Annotated in this window: 16 protein-coding genes and 1 tRNA gene; 14 read left to right on the top strand and 3 right to left on the bottom strand. The window is 58.1% G+C overall.

Annotation, left to right across the window (positions count from 1 at the left end; all coding sequences use genetic code 11):
- The first annotated feature begins 113 nt into the window (after positions 1-113).
- Positions 114-1,061 (top strand): alpha/beta fold hydrolase, encoded by a 948-nt coding sequence (locus tag QMX97_RS09410; RefSeq protein WP_282396774.1) that lies wholly within the window; start codon positions 114-116, stop codon positions 1,059-1,061.
- A gap of 4 nt (positions 1,062-1,065) precedes the next feature.
- Positions 1,066-1,473 (top strand): hypothetical protein, encoded by a 408-nt coding sequence (locus QMX97_RS09405; RefSeq protein WP_213550251.1) that lies wholly within the window; start codon positions 1,066-1,068, stop codon positions 1,471-1,473.
- A gap of 83 nt (positions 1,474-1,556) precedes the next feature.
- Here the strand turns inward: QMX97_RS09405 and gabP are convergent, their stop codons facing one another.
- Positions 1,557-2,948: a GABA permease gene (gene gabP, locus QMX97_RS09400; protein ID WP_065899768.1), complete on the bottom strand. Its 1,392-nt coding sequence runs from the start codon at positions 2,946-2,948 to the stop codon at positions 1,557-1,559.
- 554 nt (positions 2,949-3,502) lie between these two features.
- On the opposite strand from gabP, the gene QMX97_RS09395 reads away from it, so the two are divergent.
- The 5 genes from QMX97_RS09395 (at position 3,503) to QMX97_RS09375 (ending at position 7,708) form a co-directional block, all read left to right on the top strand.
- Positions 3,503-4,276 carry an ABC transporter ATP-binding protein gene (locus QMX97_RS09395; RefSeq protein WP_017138656.1) on the top strand — a complete coding sequence of 258 codons (774 nt, stop codon included), beginning with the start codon at positions 3,503-3,505 and terminating at the stop codon, positions 4,274-4,276.
- A 13-nt stretch (positions 4,277-4,289) separates the two neighbouring features.
- Positions 4,290-5,042: an ABC transporter substrate-binding protein gene (locus QMX97_RS09390; RefSeq protein ID WP_065899767.1), complete on the top strand. Its 753-nt coding sequence runs from the start codon at positions 4,290-4,292 to the stop codon at positions 5,040-5,042.
- Between the two features lie 74 nt (positions 5,043-5,116).
- Positions 5,117-5,812 (top strand): ABC transporter permease, encoded by a 696-nt coding sequence (locus QMX97_RS09385; RefSeq protein ID WP_053253867.1) that lies wholly within the window; start codon positions 5,117-5,119, stop codon positions 5,810-5,812.
- A gap of 38 nt (positions 5,813-5,850) precedes the next feature.
- Positions 5,851-6,540, top strand: coding sequence for an ABC transporter permease (locus QMX97_RS09380; protein WP_058422651.1), 690 nt, complete (start codon positions 5,851-5,853; stop codon positions 6,538-6,540).
- The gene (locus QMX97_RS09375) at positions 6,521-7,708 is read left to right on the top strand and encodes a methyltransferase (protein WP_282396773.1); all 1,188 of its coding nucleotides are present in this window, start codon (positions 6,521-6,523) and stop codon (positions 7,706-7,708) included. The genes QMX97_RS09380 and QMX97_RS09375 overlap by 20 nt, the downstream gene beginning before the upstream one ends.
- A 241-nt stretch (positions 7,709-7,949) precedes the next feature.
- On the opposite strand, the gene bcsQ is transcribed toward QMX97_RS09375, so the two are convergent.
- Complete coding sequence (bcsQ, locus tag QMX97_RS09370) at positions 7,950-8,885, bottom strand: cellulose biosynthesis protein BcsQ (RefSeq protein ID WP_201143357.1); 936 nt, start codon at positions 8,883-8,885, stop codon at positions 7,950-7,952.
- 418 nt (positions 8,886-9,303) lie between these two features.
- On the opposite strand from bcsQ, the gene QMX97_RS09365 reads away from it, so the two are divergent.
- The 5 genes from QMX97_RS09365 (at position 9,304) to QMX97_RS09345 (ending at position 13,425) form a co-directional block, all read left to right on the top strand.
- A tRNA-Thr gene (locus QMX97_RS09365) sits at positions 9,304-9,379 on the top strand.
- 172 nt (positions 9,380-9,551) lie between these two features.
- Positions 9,552-10,886 (top strand): integrase arm-type DNA-binding domain-containing protein, encoded by a 1,335-nt coding sequence (locus tag QMX97_RS09360; RefSeq protein WP_248769687.1) that lies wholly within the window; start codon positions 9,552-9,554, stop codon positions 10,884-10,886.
- Position 10,887: 1 nt separating this feature from the next.
- Positions 10,888-11,217 carry a hypothetical protein gene (locus QMX97_RS09355; protein ID WP_106805413.1) on the top strand — a complete coding sequence of 110 codons (330 nt, stop codon included), beginning with the start codon at positions 10,888-10,890 and terminating at the stop codon, positions 11,215-11,217.
- Positions 11,218-12,112: 895 nt separating this feature from the next.
- Positions 12,113-13,093, top strand: a complete 981-nt coding sequence (locus QMX97_RS09350; RefSeq protein WP_106805415.1) for an integrase domain-containing protein — start codon at positions 12,113-12,115, stop codon at positions 13,091-13,093.
- The gene (locus QMX97_RS09345) at positions 13,090-13,425 is read left to right on the top strand and encodes a hypothetical protein (protein WP_248769689.1); all 336 of its coding nucleotides are present in this window, start codon (positions 13,090-13,092) and stop codon (positions 13,423-13,425) included. The genes QMX97_RS09350 and QMX97_RS09345 overlap by 4 nt, the downstream gene beginning before the upstream one ends.
- Here QMX97_RS09345 and QMX97_RS09340 read toward each other — a convergent pair.
- Complete coding sequence (locus QMX97_RS09340; protein ID WP_106805416.1) at positions 13,422-14,114, bottom strand: M24 family metallopeptidase; 693 nt, start codon at positions 14,112-14,114, stop codon at positions 13,422-13,424. The two genes, QMX97_RS09345 and QMX97_RS09340, sit on opposite strands and share 4 nt — an antisense overlap.
- 322 nt (positions 14,115-14,436) lie before the next feature.
- Here QMX97_RS09340 and QMX97_RS09335 point away from each other — a divergent pair, with 322 nt between their 5' ends.
- The gene (locus QMX97_RS09335; RefSeq protein WP_106805417.1) at positions 14,437-14,727 is read left to right on the top strand and encodes a chorismate mutase; all 291 of its coding nucleotides are present in this window, start codon (positions 14,437-14,439) and stop codon (positions 14,725-14,727) included.
- A 396-nt stretch (positions 14,728-15,123) separates the two neighbouring features.
- On the top strand, positions 15,124-15,828 hold the full coding sequence (locus QMX97_RS09330; protein ID WP_106805418.1) for a DJ-1/PfpI family protein: 705 nt from the start codon (positions 15,124-15,126) through the stop codon (positions 15,826-15,828).
- Positions 15,829-15,858 lie beyond the last annotated feature (30 nt).

The raw sequence follows: 15,858 nt of genomic DNA, 5'->3' as shown, positions 1-15,858 counted from the left end.
GAGCATCGCAATAATTCCTGCGCCTGTGCCGGGCGAAATTTGTTAATTTCGGCTGACTACAAAAGCGCATGGGCCTTCCAGCCCACATCGAAGCGCAAGGATCGAGTCGACCTATGAACCTGCCCACCCGACCTGCCCCAGAAGCATTCCGCGAGCCCGCTGCCGACGGTTACCCTCTCGGCGGCTTCAGCTGGCGCCACGTCCGAACCGACCTGGCGCGCCCCGCCGTGATCATCAACGCCGCCACCTCGGTGCGCTGCCGCCATTACTCACGCTTCGCCGATTACCTGTTCGCCCACGGCTTCGACGTGATTACCTACGACTACCGAGGCATCGGCGAATCCCGCAGCGGTTCGTTGCGCGGCTTCAAGGCCTCGTGGTCGGATTGGGGCGCACTGGATTTCGAGGCGATCCTGCGACGGGTGCAGCGGGAGTTTCCGGGCCAGCCGATTGATGTGGTCGGCCACAGCTTCGGCGGTTGTGCGGCAGGGCTCGCCGCCTCAGGGGCGGTGATCCGGCGGATCGTCACGGTGGGCGCGCAGTTCGCCTACTGGCGCGATTACCAGGCGAGCGGACGCTGGCGGATGTTTGCCAAGTGGCATGTAGCGATGCCACTGGTCACCGCGCTGTGCGGGTACTTCCCCGGCAAGCGGCTGGGCTGGCTGGAGGACACGCCGGCAGGCGTGGTACGCGACTGGAGCACACCGACGCCCAGGTACGAAACACGGCCCAGCGGTCGCGCGCTGGCGGGCTTGCCGTTCAGTCGTGTGAGCGCGCAGATCCTGGCGATCAGCATCACCGATGATCCGTTTGGCACAGTGCCGGCGATTGAGCGATTACTGGGCTATTTCGACGGCAGCGAACGCACTCACCTGCGGATTGCGCCTGAAGATATCGGCGAAAAACAGGTCGGACATTTCGCGTTCTTTCGCAGCGAGTATCAGGATCGGCTGTGGCCGATTGCATTGGCGTGGCTGCAAAACGGCGAATTAACCGCAGATACCCTTGGGATTTCCCCCAACCTGCGCTTCAATACTCATCCCAGATCCTCAGGACGTTGAGCCCATGGCCTCGCCAAACAAGCAGCAAAAACGCGCCCAACGGGCAAAGGCCAAGGCCAAGCAGAACCGTACCCAGCGCGCCGTCGCGAGCAAGCCGGATGCGTTTGCCGGCGATGACAGCCGCATTGACCTTGAATCGGTGGATTTGACCGAGCTGTTCGTCGAGATGCGCACAGCGGGCGAGATCAGCCAGCAGGCATTGTGTGCCGTGTTCCTGGCGCACCCGTTGCTGGCGCTGGTGCTGGAGCAGGAAGGCGAAGAGGAAGCCACCGACTTCATCCTCGCGGCACTGATCGAATATCGGCAGTGGGCCACGGACACCGATGATGAAGCGGCTGCGCTGGCGTGGATCGAATCGCCGCAGTTCCAGGCGGATTACCTCGCGGCCTCGAAGGCACTGACCCAACTCTGACTCTGTAGAAGCCGGCTTGCCGGCGATGGGGCCCTTGAAGACGCCATCGCCGGCAAGCCAGCTCCTACAGGGATCGGTGCAACCTAGCTGAGTGCTGCAGCGCCTACCCGCTGGGCCTTGCGACGGCTCGACACAAACAGCCCCGCCACGACCACCAGCAAGCTGAGGATACCGGTCGCGATGATCTCGACCCGGTGCGCTTCCTGGAACAGCATGATGGTCAGCGTGCCCACGATGAAGACCATCACTGCGTAGGTCAGGCCTGGGAACAGCCACATCTTGAACACAATCTTCTCGCCCGCCGCCGTGCGCTTCTGGCGCATGCGCAGTTGCGATACCGCGATCACCAGGTACACCAGCAACGCGATGGCACCGGAACTGGCCAGCAGGAACTCGAACACCGCCGCCGGAGCCACGTAGTTGGCAAACACTGCCAGGAACGCCGCGCCGGTCGACAGCAACACTGCCCAGTAAGGCGTGCCGCTCTTGTTGGTGCGCTTGGCGACTGCCGGTGCATCACCGCGACGACCCAGCGAGAACAGCATGCGCGAAGCGGTGTACAGCGCCGAGTTCAGGCAACTGGTCACAGCGACCAAGACCACCAGGTCGACGATCAGCTTGGCATTCGGGATGCCCATGCGTTCCAGCACGGTCTGGTAGGAACCTACGGCAGCCAGGGTCGGATCGTTCCATGGCACCAGCGACACTACGATGAAGATCGACAACAGGTAGAACAAACCAATCCGCCAAATGACCGAGTTGGTGGCCTTGGTGATTTGCTGGCCTGGGTTCTTCGATTCGGCGGCGGCGATGGTAACGATCTCGGTGCCCATGAAGGAGAACATGGTGGTCAGGATCGCAGCCAGGACAGCGCCCATGCCGTTAGGCATAAAGCCTTGGGTGTCGAACAGGTGCGAAACGCCGCTGACCTGGCTGGTCGGCAGGAAGCCGAAAATCGCCGCGAGGCCGAGGATCACAAAGCCCACGATCGCCACGACTTTAATCAACGCAAACCAGAACTCGAACTCACCGTAGTTCTTCACGCTGAATAGGTTCGTCGCCGTCAGCAGCAGAGTGATGATCAGCGTAAAGGCCCAGATGGCCACATCCGGGAACCATGCATGCAGGATGGTCGCGGCGGCGTTGGCCTCCAAGGGGATGACCAATACCCAGAACCACCAGTACAGCCAGCCGATGGTGAAACCGGCCCAATGGCCGATCGCGCGGTCGGCGTAGGTGGAGAACGAACCGGTGTCAGGCGAGGCCACGGCCATTTCGGCGAGCATGCGCATCACCAATACCACCAGCGTCCCCGCAGCGGCGTAGGCCAGCAGTACGGCAGGGCCGGCGGCAGCAATCGCGTGGCCGGAGCCGACAAACAAACCGGCACCGATGACGCCGGCAATCGACAGCATGGTGACGTGACGCGGTTTGAGCCCCTGTTCGAGGTCATTGGAGCTTTGCGTACTACTCATTGACACACCTTTACGAGGAATTGCGAAAACGGTCCGCCCGGCCTGAAATCTTTCTCGTGAAAAGAAACCAACAGGGCGTTCTTTATTTTTTACGCAAGATTTGCGCCAAAATGTTACAAGGCCGCGATTGACGCGGGCTGTAGGACGATTCAACAGCAATCGCAAGTCATTGAGAACAATGGCATTCCGCTATAGCGTTACCGTGCGACTCACTTCCAAGGCCACCCAGCGCACCAAAAACACACACAAAAAGTACGTGACGCTCCATAAAAGGGCTGATAAGCACCGTTTGCCCGGTTAACCCTTCCAACACCCGCCCAAAGCTGGCACCATCGCGCCCTTTTTTACGCGAAGCCTGCGGTTTTACAGGTTCAAACGGTTGTTCGGTTGTTGATGGCGCGACACGCTGCTGTGCCGATGCGACACCCTGCCGCACACCGCCTGTTTACCGCCGGCCGCGCTGTTGGCTGCCATCAAGGCGCTATGCTAGCTTGGCGCCTCGCCAGGAAGGCGGCCCAACAGCAGGAACGCAATGAACACAATGAGGACCGCACATGGCCGAGGCCGCGCCCGCGCTTGAAATCCGCAACTTGCATAAACGCTATGGTGAGCTGGAGGTACTTAAAGGTATCTCGCTGACCGCTCGCGACGGCGACGTGATCTCGATCCTGGGTTCCTCCGGTTCCGGCAAGTCCACGTTCCTGCGTTGCATCAACCTGCTGGAAAACCCGCACCAGGGCCAAATCCTGGTCGCCGGCGAAGAGCTCAAGCTCAAGGCCGCGAAAAACGGCGAGCTGATGGCCGCCGACGGCAAGCAGATCAATCGCCTGCGCAGCGAAATCGGTTTTGTGTTTCAAAACTTTAACCTGTGGCCGCACATGAGCATCCTCGACAACATCATCGAGGCACCCCGCCGTGTGCTCGGCCAGAGCAAGGCCGAGGCGATCGAAGTCGCCGAAGCCTTGCTGGCCAAGGTCGGCATCAGCGACAAGCGCCACGCCTACCCCGCGCAATTGTCCGGCGGCCAGCAACAACGGGCGGCCATCGCGCGCACCCTGGCGATGCAGCCCAAAGTCATCCTGTTCGATGAGCCTACATCCGCGCTTGACCCGGAAATGGTCCAGGAAGTACTTAATGTGATCCGCGCGCTGGCCGAAGAAGGCCGCACCATGCTGCTGGTCACTCATGAGATGGGCTTCGCCCGCCAGGTGTCCAGTGAAGTGGTGTTCCTGCACCAGGGCCTGGTCGAAGAGCAAGGATCGCCACAGCAGGTATTTGAAAACCCGCTTTCGGCGCGCTGCAAACAATTCATGTCCAGCAACCGCTAACGGAGCAACATGCATGCAGAACTATAAAAAATTCCTTCTGGCCGCGGCCGTCTCGATGGCGTTCAGCGCCACGGCCATGGCAGAAACCTTGAAAATGGGGATCGAAGCGGCCTACCCGCCCTTCAACAATAAAGACGCCAGCGGCAACGTGGTCGGCTTCGACAAAGACATCGGCGACGCCCTGTGCGCCAAGATGAAAGTCGAAAAGTGCGAAGTGTATGTGTCCGACTGGGACGGCATCATCCCGGCCCTGAACGCCAAGAAGTTCGACTTCCTGGTGTCCTCGCTGTCGATCACCGATGAGCGCAAGCAGGCCGTCGACTTCACCGACCCGTACTACTCCAACAAGCTGCAGTTCATCGCCCCTAAAGCCACGACGGACTTCAAGACCGACGCCGCTTACCTGAAGGGCAAGGTCATCGGTGCACAACGCGCGACGTTGGCCGGTACCTACCTGGAAGACAAACTGCCGGAAACCACCGCCAAGCTCTATGACACCCAGGAAAACGCCTACCTCGACCTGACGTCCGGCCGCCTCGACGGGATGCTCGCCGACAAGTACGTGCAGTACGAATGGCTCAAGAGCAAAGACGGTTCCGCCTATGAATTCAAGGGCGACCCGGTGGTAGAAAGCGACAAGATCGGTATCGCCGTACGCAAGGGCGACCCGCTGCGCGAGCGCCTGAACAAAGCCCTGGCCGAGATCAAGGCTGACGGCACCTACAAGAAGATCAACGACAAGTACTTCCCGTTCAGCATCGAATGATCTGAACGGCCTGACCGGCGCGCCCCCTCGGGCGCGCCGGCTTTCAGCAATGCCTGCCGCGATATGAAAACACCATGAATTTCGATCTCTACGGATTCGGCCCGGCGCTCGCCGCTGGCGCGCTGATGACCGTCAAACTGGCGCTCACGGCCCTGTGCCTGGGGCTGGTGCTCGGCCTCGCCGGCGCCTTGGCCAAGACGTCCCCGTACAAGCCGCTGCAATGGCTTGGCGGTGCTTACTCGACCATCGTTCGCGGTATTCCCGAGTTGTTGTGGGTACTGCTGATTTATTTCGGCACGGTCAACCTGATGCGTGCCCTGGGGGAGTTCTTTGGCAACCCCGACCTTTCTTTAAGTGCCTTTGCTGCCGGGGTCATTGCCCTGGGCCTGTGCTTTGGTGCCTACGCCACAGAAGTATTCCGTGGCGCGATCCTCGCCATTCCCAAGGGCCACCGCGAAGCCGGTGTGGCATTGGGGCTGTCGAAGTTTCGCATCTTCACTCGCCTGATCATGCCGCAGATGTGGCGCATCGCTTTGCCGGGCCTGGGCAACCTGTTCATGATCCTGATGAAGGACACCGCGCTGGTGTCGGTGATCGGCCTTGAAGAAATCATGCGCCACGCGCAGATCGGCGTGACCGTGACCAAGCAGCCGTTCACCTTCTTCATGGTGGCCGCCTTCATGTACTTGGGCCTCACCGTCCTGGCCATGACCGGCATGCACTTCCTGGAAAAACGCGCCGCCCGCGGCTTTGCAAGGAGCACCCAATGAGCGGCGACTACAGCTGGCTGGCGCATTTCGACCTGGGCCTGAACTGGGCCGTGATCATCAAGTGGCTGCCCAAATTGGCCCAGGGCGCGACCCTGACCCTGGAGCTGGTGGCCATTGCCGTGATCGCCGGCCTCCTGCTGGCGATTCCCCTGGGGATCGCCCGTTCCTCGCGCCGCTGGTATGTCAGCGCCCTGCCCTACGCCTATATTTTCTTCTTCCGTGGTACGCCACTGCTGGTGCAGCTGTTCCTGGTCTACTACGGCCTGGCGCAGTTCGACGCGGTGCGCAACAGCTTCATGTGGCCGTACCTGCGCGATCCGTTCTGGTGCGCCACGGCGACCATGACCCTGCACACCGCCGCCTATATCGCCGAGATCCTGCGCGGCGCGATCCAGGCCATACCGCCCGGCGAGATCGAAGCCGCGCGCGCCCTGGGCATGTCCAAGCCGAAGACGCTGTTCTACATCATCCTGCCTCGCGCCTCGCGCATCGGCCTGCCGGCCTACAGCAACGAAGTGATCCTGATGCTCAAGGCCAGCGCCCTGGCCAGCACCGTGACCCTGCTGGAACTGACCGGCATGGCGCGCACCATCATTGCCCGCACGTACCTGCCGGTGGAAATCTTCTTCGCTGCCGGCCTGTTCTACCTGCTGATGGCCTACATCCTGGTACGGGGCTTCAAGCTGCTCGAACGCTGGCTGCGCGTCGATGCTTGCCAGGGACGTTGAAGCACGCTTTGCGGCGCTGGATGCGTTTCTGATCGAGCACCAGGGGCTGTGGAAACCACGGCCCTTCACGCATCGCCAGCTAGCCTGGGAAACCCGGCATCCCGACCTCGCCCAGTGGCTGCGTCAACGTTCGCTGGCCGATGCCGAAGCCAGTCACAACCATCCCCACGACCTGGCCGCGCCTGCGCCTTTTCCACAGCTCGCCGAGCAAGCCCTGCAACTCAGCGCTGTGGATAAGTTGCCGACGCAGCCCCTGCACCCCGCCCGCCAGCGCTTGAACGTCGACGTGCCGGGCCGCAAGTGGGAACAAATCGAAGCCTTCGGCGCGGCGCTGCCGTTTGCACAAACACCCCGGCACTGGCTGGACTGGTGTGCAGGCAAGGGCCACCTGGGTCGTCGCCTGCTGCAAACAGGTCAAACATTGACCTGCCTGGAATATGACCCGGCACTGATCGCCGCCGGCCAAGCCTTGAGCGAGCATCACGGCTTACCGGTCACCCATCGCCTGCAAGATGTGATGGCCGACGTGGCTATCAGCCCCGAACACACGCCCGTCGCCCTGCACGCCTGTGGCGACCTGCATGTGCGCCTGCTGCACCTGGCCAGCGCCGCCGGCTGCAAACAGCTGGCGCTGGCGCCGTGTTGCTACAACCGCATCAATGCCGACACCTACCAACCGCTGTCCACCGCAGGCCGTGCATCGCGCCTGCAGCTGTCGATCGATGACCTCGGCCTGCCGCTGAGCGAAACCGTTACCGCAGGCAAACGCGTGCGCTTGCAGCGGGACATATCCATGGCCCGACGGCTGGGGTTCGATCACTTGCAACGCGAGCTACGAGGCCACGACGACTATCTGCCCACGCCGTCCCTGCCCGCCAGCTGGCTGGATAAACCCTTCGCGGACTACTGCCGGGAGCTGGCGAGCCGCAAAGGGTTATCCACAGGTGAGCAGGATTGGGTGGCGTTGGAGGCATACGGCTGGCGCCGTCTGGCCGAGGTCAGGAACCTGGAACTGGTACGTGGTCTGTTTCGGCGCCCGCTGGAGGTCTGGCTGATGCTGGATCGGGCATTGTTTCTAAGTGAAAACGGCTACACGGTCGAAGTAGGCAGCTTCTGCGAACCAACCCTGACGCCGCGCAACTTGATGGTGCTCGCCGAGCGCGATTAAGGGGCGAAATTGTCGCACCCCAACCTGTGGATAACTCTGTTGATGAATTCTTTACGGAGCCCGTAGCCATCTGCGCTACAGGCCGAAAGCCGCGCTGGTCATTTTTTGTTCACAAAATAAAACACACGTAAAACAGGCAGTTGCGGCGTGATGAGAACAGCTCCACAAAATGGCTGTTTCGTGACAACCCAGTCCAACCGATTGTGCATAAGCATCTGCTGTTACGCGTATAAACCGCCGTTCACAGGTGTTTTCTGCGTGCGATCAGCAGCCGGCAAAGCGCATCGATATCGTCACCCGCCAGGCTCAACGCCTGGCTGTCCAAGGGATCCGTGCCAAACGCCAGCGCCTCACTGATCGCTAAATCGTGGTGCACCTCCAATGGCTCCTTCGTGCCGAGGCGCTGCCTGAACGCCTCAACCATATCCAGGCTGAAGGCATTGTCCTCATCGAGTTGATTGATCACAAAGTGAACATGCGGTGGCCGCTCGCGCTCAAGGTGCGGCGCCATCAAGGCATCGAGTTGATCCAGGGTGCCCAAGGAAGCGGCATCGGCCTGGGTAATCACCAACACCACATCGGCGACACTCAAGGCTTGATGAAAATAGACGTTATTGCCGGCAGGGGTATCGATGATCACCGTGTCGCGGGCACTCAGGTCCAGGGCTGCCAGGCGCTGCGCCAGCCATTGCGGCTCATGTTTGAGCCAGCGCTGGAGGTCGTCCTGCTGGCGGATGTCGGTGTCACCAAAGGTAATTACGCGACTGCCGACAAAACCCGGCTGCTGGAGGGTTTCCCAACGTGCATTGCGCAGGCTGGCGCGACCAATCCCGGGCGATGCGCGGCTGACACCGAAGTGCAATCGCAATGCATCCTGGGGGTCCAGATCCACCGCCACCACTGACTCACCCAAGCGCTGCAAGCCGCTGCTCAACGCCGTGGCCAGGGTGCTTCGCCCCACGCCGCCATTGACCGACACCAACGCCACCACACACGGACGCCGCTCGGCCTTGTCCACCGGCAGGCAATGCTCATTGGCGCTGGGAGTCTGAGGGGGAAACGGGGTGCCATCATCCACGGGAATGCTGCCGAAAAAGTGCAGCCGCGCATTCAGCCCACGGGCGTCGCGACTGACATCTTTGCCAAGCAAGGCAAGAAGACCATCGGTAAAACTCATAGCGCGTTCCTCGTCACGGCGAAGTTTAAAGACGTGAAAAGGTCAGCTGATACGACTGCTTACCGCAGGTCTTTTTCTGGTCGCCCTAGTCCGTGCAGTCTGCTTCAAGCGCTTAAAAGTGTCATTATTTTGATGTCGCGGCTGGCTATTTTTTAGACAAACGGCAAGTCGTCAATTTAATGACCATCAACGAGCCTTTCATAGGGGTTTTCAATCGATTCGCTGCATTAGGTGAGGACGGGCCCCATAACCAAATTCCAGTGCGGGGGCATAGGTAATTCCTTGCTGGCTGTGCAAATAGAAGCCATTGCAGTGGGCAAAATAACCAGCCAGGCAAAAAAACTGCAATTGCGCAAAAATAGTCAGAATTCAGGGGTTTACAGAACCCCTCCAATCGCTATAATCGTCGCCCTAACACGCCGGTATAGCTCAGTTGGTAGAGCAACTGACTTGTAATCAGTAGGTCCCGGGTTCGACTCCTGGTGCCGGCACCATTCAAGGTTCCATAGAAAGCTTTCAAAATCTCTGGAATCCCCGAAAAACCCGCCTTCTGGCGGGTTTTTTCGTTTTGGCGTTCCATCGATTTCCGTCAGAAACTGGTGGATTCCAACCGTTTTAAGGGTAGAGTTTGGGATACAGGTCACTTCGATAAAAGGGAGTACCCTTATGTCGCGCACCACAGCTCCGCTCTCCGACGCAGCTTGCCGCTTGGCAAAACCTGCAGACCGCGCCTACAAGCTTTTCGATGGCGATGGCCTCTATCTCCTAGTCCAACCCAATGGCCGCAAAGGCTGGCGGCTCCGTTACGTCAAACCTGACGGACGGGAAGGACTGACCTCGTTCGGCAACTACCCCGTCATTGGCCTCGCCGATGCGCGCCGCAAGCGCTTGGAAGTCAAGCGAATGCTGGCGGATGGCGTTGATCCTATAGAGACCAAGCACCAAGCCAAGGCGGAAGCCGTAATCAAAGGCAGAACCTTTGAAAGCGTTGCGCTCGACTGGCATACGGAAATGTCGGCCAAGTGGGCACCAGGCCATTCCAAAACAGTGATGAGCCGCCTCAAAACCCACGTGTTCCCGCTGATCGGCGCACGCGCCATTGTTGATCTCGACACCCATGACCTTATGCAGCCCTTGGAAGCGATCAAGAAGCGCGGAACGATAGACGTTGCTTTAAGGGTACAAAACTACCTGCAGAGCATCATGCGCGAGGCAAAGCGCCTCCGGCTTATCACTATAAACCCTGCTTACGACCTCGAAGGCTCGATCAAGGCCCCGCGGGTGATCCATCGCCCCGCTCTACCCTTATCGCGACTGCCGGAACTGCAGGAGCGGATCGACACCTATAAAGGCCGGGCACTTACCCGTCTGACGGTGATGCTGTCATTGCATGTGTTTGTACGATCCAGCGAACTGCGTTTCGCACGCTGGAGCGAGTTCGACCTCAAGCGCGGCACCTGGGAAATACCTGACACTCGTCCAGCGTTGGACGGAGTACCCTTTTCAACAAGGGGGACGAAGATGGCCGGGGACATCCACCTTGTACCCTTATCGCCGCAAGCCGTAGCCCTGCTTGAACAGATCCACGCCCTCACTGGAAAATTCGACCTGGTGTTTGCAGGCGATGCCAAGCCCTGGAAACCCATGTCCGAAAACACCGTGAACAACGCGCTACGGACGATGGGATACGACACCAAAACCGATATCTGCGGACATGGGTTTCGTTCGATGGCCTGCAGCGCACTGATCGAGTCAGGACTGTGGTCGGAGACAGCTATTGAACGGCAGATGAGCCACAAGGAGCGCAACAACGTCCGCGCCGCTTACATCCACAAGGCTGAGTTCATCGAGGAACGCAGGCTGATCATGAACTGGTGGAGTCGGTATCTGGAGGCCAACCGGCAAGAGCATGTCACTCCACACGAATTCGCCAACCAGATTGGGGTTAACGTTACTCGGATGAAGGCGAAGTCTGGCACTGGCGCAGAAAGGAAGAATTGACATGGATATCTCAACCGCACAAAGCATCAAGCTCGCCATCGTGTCGGCAACCGGGCTGTCAAAAGACGCGCTGCATATCTATGTGGGCATGGTGGTCTATTTAACGTTGATCGTCGGCACCCGACGATTCAGACCATACATTGGCTGGCTGGTTGTTTTCATCATTGCGTGTGCTGGCGAGTGGGTAGATCGGCGAGACGATATTGGAAGCTTCGGATACTGGCGTTGGCAGGCAAGCGCTCACGACATTCTCAACACGTTGTTTTGGCCGACGGTGCTGACACTGCTTTGGCTTTTAAAGTGCCGCAGTAAAGCAAGCGTACATCCGTAAGACTCTCGCAATCTGCTCTGCCACGCGGGTCCATCCAAACAGGGCTGCAAAGCCGCCCTGTTTGGATGGACCTCACTTAAAAAATCTAAAGCCCACCCAACTGTCTGTGGAAAACCACAGATTTCCACCGGTGGATAATTTCATCCACAGCCGCAGAACTCCCGAAAAATCGAACCTTGACCCAAATTATCTACAGGAGTAGAAAAGATCGGGCAAAGCGCTGTCGTTGACAGCAACCCAGGTAGCCAGAACCTTAAAGGCTACGCCACACCGTGGCGGTTCTCCCAAAGTGCGATTAGCGTCCGGCGGCTCGCACGGTCACAACGATGTGATGGATGCCTACTTTTACCAGCATGCCCACTGCGGCAACTCATTCCCTTTCATAGCTGCCCTGCAGCAACCTGTCCGCTTGGCCATTTCCTTGCGCCAACCTGCGCCCGTCTCTTTCTCCCGGAAAGAGACGGGCGCTCCTACCGCTGCTGCAGCCCAACTCGTACAAGGCTTTGCGGCATTCCCCCTCGTGACAATCGGCGTGACAAACACCGAAGTCACCAGCAACAGCGATGCAGATGATGGTGCCGCAGTCCACGGAATGGACTGCACCTGACTGACAGTCAGGCATACCCCAGTCATCGCCTCGCTGCCTTCACCCGACTCAGGATCTCGCGGCGCCGGTCTCGTCAGCCAGTGCAGCCTCCACCCGCCCACTTCTGCGGAAGTGTTCAGGAGGTCAGATCATGAGATGCCCAAGCTCCCGGTCGTAAAGAGCCGCCAGTCCCGCGTAGTGGACAACCCTCACAGGTCGCAGGGGCCTTGATCCCTGATAACACTCAACATTCTTGGCGGGACGACGTGGGGATGGTTTTAAAGGTTTGGCTTCGAGAGGAGTTTGGTCATGGGATTGGTCGGTAGACGAGCTGGGCGCAATTTTGGCTATGGTCGGCAGTTGAGCTATGCCGGGCCGCGGGCATTGCGCGATCTGTTTGGCGGCGGGCACTACGGCACGGTCAAGGCGCACAGTGATCACTGGCAGGCGTTTGTACGCTGGTGTCGCTCCGAGAATGGGCCAGGATTTAACGATGCACGACAAATTGATCGGCAGACCTTGCTGGACTACGCCGGACATCTGCGTCAGCAAGTTGAACAAGGTGAGCTCGCCATCGCCACCGCGCAAAACCGGTTATCCAGTGTGAATCGGACCATGGCCGCGCTTCGCGGTGATCAGTATGTGAAGGTCTCGAGTCCGAGTAAGGCGCTGGGAATGCGGCGAACCAGTGTTCGTCGCTCGGTGCCGCAGGGCCAAGACCGCGAACAAGTTAAGCGGACCGTAAACGCCCTCTGCGAAAATCAGTACCCCCGCGCCGCCGCCATTGCGCAGTTGGCGCGTGCCACCGGCATGCGCTTGCGCGAGGCCATTTTGGCCGACCTACCGCGTCTAAAACGTGAGGCCGAACAATACGGCAAGATCAACATCCAGGATGGCACCAAAGGTGGCCGCTCAGGTGCGTCGGCACCTCGCTGGATCAGGGTAGACGATCATATTCGTGACGCACTGAGGTTTGCCGAACAGGTCTCGCCCGACGGCAGCCGCAACCTGCTTGCACCGAACGAGAGCTATCTCGATTTCCAACCGAGTGTCGTACGCCCCGCCCGAGATATCCTCCATACGCACCACCTCAAAGGCTTCCACGAACTGCGCGCGGCCTATGCGTGCGAACGCTATGAACAGATCACCCACCACCTAGCGCCCATCAACGGTGGCAGGTGCAGGCGGCTCGATCCGCGCCTTGATCGAGAGGCACGATTACAAATCAGCTATGAGCTGGGGCACGGTCGAATCGACGTGGTATCGGCGTACATCGGCGGTCGGGTATGAGTAAACCATTCGATATGGAGATATTCTTGGCTGGAGTGCTGACTGGAGCACATACCACACGAGAACGACACATCCGCCAGGCCAAGACTATTCAAGCAGCTATTTCTGAACGCTGGAACCGAGGTAACCCATGGTCATGGCAAAGAAAACATCTCATTTGGTTTTTGAATCACCACATAAACTCAAACTCGAAATCGACCCACTACTACTATCTGCTTACCACAAGTCTGATCACTCTGCGCCTAGGAAAATCTTGGAATTTCAAACGCGAACGGAAGCCAGGGTACGACCACATCGCCGAGAATGTAGCTGCTTCAGGCGATAATTTTTAAAGCTCACATGGTGCTCCGTCATCGTCGAAGTAGTAAATATTCTCATGCTTATAACCCCATTTACCGGCTCTCAAACGTATGTGGGGCTCAAATGTAAAACAGGTCACCTCACCCAGGCGGCGATTGTTGCCCGACTCAATGTAAAGCCTTTGATCACGTCGCTCGCAAATGCTGTGACCAACGTTGCCAAGAAAATCGAGGTTCTCGAAACCGGCATCAATTATCGACTCATTAGCTAACTCATACAGGTCGTTGAAGGTGGTTTCAGGGTGAACAAACCGCAGCATGATGTCATGTAGACTTTGCTCCGCCACATATCCTCTAGTGAAATCATCACCAAGTGGCATCGTTCGACATATACCATCCTCGACGTAAAATGAACGTGCGCAATCACCCCACACAGTGCCTGATCGGGGGCTGAGATCGACTGTTACAAGATTTCGCAAACCTACCGCCTCTTCGCTTGGTTGGTAGCCCCGACCTGAGACTGAGGCCAGACTGCGGGATCCGAGCAAAACGAATGCCGGACAATCGTAATACCAAGTATCTGGATATCCCAACTGCGTGAGCATATCGGCTGCGATTCTTACGATAGATGCTTCAGTGGAGTTTGGTGTTATGTGATTAACGAGTTGTGCTAAGACGGATTTCGCAGCAGCTTGGACGGGTAGATTTAGCGGCGCAGGCATGGATGGGGCCTCTATCGTCGGTTTCGTTAGCCACGCAGGCGCTTGAGTTGAGCAGCTTAACAAAAGGTAACGAAGCTTTCGCTTCAAGGTGTATTGGCAATACACTTACCTCTCGAGAGCAGTTGGGGCACAAATCTATTGCGGAATCAATGGGAGCCCGTTTATCAGTACGCGCCCGGCAACGTCAGCTAGCCCGCTCCGCAAACCCCAGATAAGCATCCCGCCATCCCTCCGTTCGACCTTCAGGAGATGGCATTATCAAAGGCCGATCTAGAGATCGTTACACTCAACCGCGACTACTAAAGACTTTGAGGCAACCTGCATGAGCGGCGATGAGTTGAGGAGATTGAGGGCGGAAATTGATAGTTTGGATGAAGAGGTCATCAGGATTCTCGCGCTGAGATTTGTCGCTACTGGCAAGGTTGGCACTATCAAGGCAGCACAGAACTTGGAAGCTGTGGATCCTTCTCGCGAAGCCGCGCAAGCCGAAAGGTATTCCGTCCTAGCTGCACGTTACGGGGTTAGTATCGAGCTAACTCAGAAAGTCTTCAGAGCCGTCATAGACGAAGTCGTGGCAAATCATCAAACCATCCGAGAAAGCACATTGAAATAGGCTGCAAAGCAACCGATGGTGGATTCCCAGCGGTGAGGTAACAGCTCGGTAATCTCACGCCCAGCAGCGTCAGAAGGTGCATGAAGATGGCCTTCAAATCAGTATATGGATAATGTCCGTTGAGTCGCTGATTGGAGCAAGCTTATGATCGCCGCCAGCAGTTTTCCGCCGAGTAGCGACCTTTCAAACAGCCAATTCCATGGCCTAAGTACCCACAGGCGAGTCTCGAACTACTATTTACACTTCTCGCCCCTATCTTCCCAGCACAATCCAGCTGGCTGGACACTCAGCGCTCTCGTAATAACAAATGGCTCCTCATTGAAGACAATTTCGTCTAAAGCCAGGACTAAATGCGGAGTAAATTACCGTGCTTCTGTGACTGCCATGGAGGCATTGATGCCCTCTCCAAAACTCCAAATCGGCCTTGTGCTGTTCCCCAATCTGACACAGCTTGATCTCACCGGACCCGCCGAGGTATTCGGCAGACTTCCTGGAGCGCAGGTTCATTTGCTCTGGAAAGATCTCGACCCTGTTTCGGCCGATCGCGGCATGCGGATCCTACCGACTACCCGCTATGACGAATGCCCTCCACTCGATGTGATCTGTGTTCCCGGAGGGGCGGGTCAGATCGAACTGATGAGCGACCAGCAAACCTTGGATTTTCTGAGGCAGGCGGCGAAGACTTGCCAACTGATCACCTCTGTTTGTACGGGGTCACTGGTTTTAGGAGCAGCGGGTTTGCTCAAAGGTTATCGAGCAACTTGCCACTGGTCCTCGATCGATCAATTGGGTCTGCTGGGCGCAGTGCCCGTGCATGAACGAGTAGTGCAAGACCGTGATCGGCTAACGGGGGCCGGTGTGACATCCGGAATTGACTTTGCACTTAGCGTAGTCGCCTTGGTGGCAGGAGAGGAAGTGGCCAAGGAGATCCAGCTGCAAATGGAATACGATCCTCGCCCACCCTATGACGTCGGTTCGCCTCGCTCCGCGCCTGCAGAATTGCTATCGCGAACGAAAGATAAAATGAGTTCGTTCATCGAGCGTCGTAGGGCAGCGACGATCCTAGCTGCTGGGCAAGCGTATTTAACAGCCATTGAGTAGAGCTTGCTGTTCAAGTGTAAGCATCCTGTA

The sequence above is a fragment of the Pseudomonas sp. PS01298 genome (genome assembly GCF_029959745.1).
GTDB classification, from domain to species: Bacteria; Pseudomonadota; Gammaproteobacteria; order Pseudomonadales; family Pseudomonadaceae; genus Aquipseudomonas; species Aquipseudomonas aylmerensis.
This window is presented reverse-complemented; position numbering and strand designations above follow the sequence as displayed.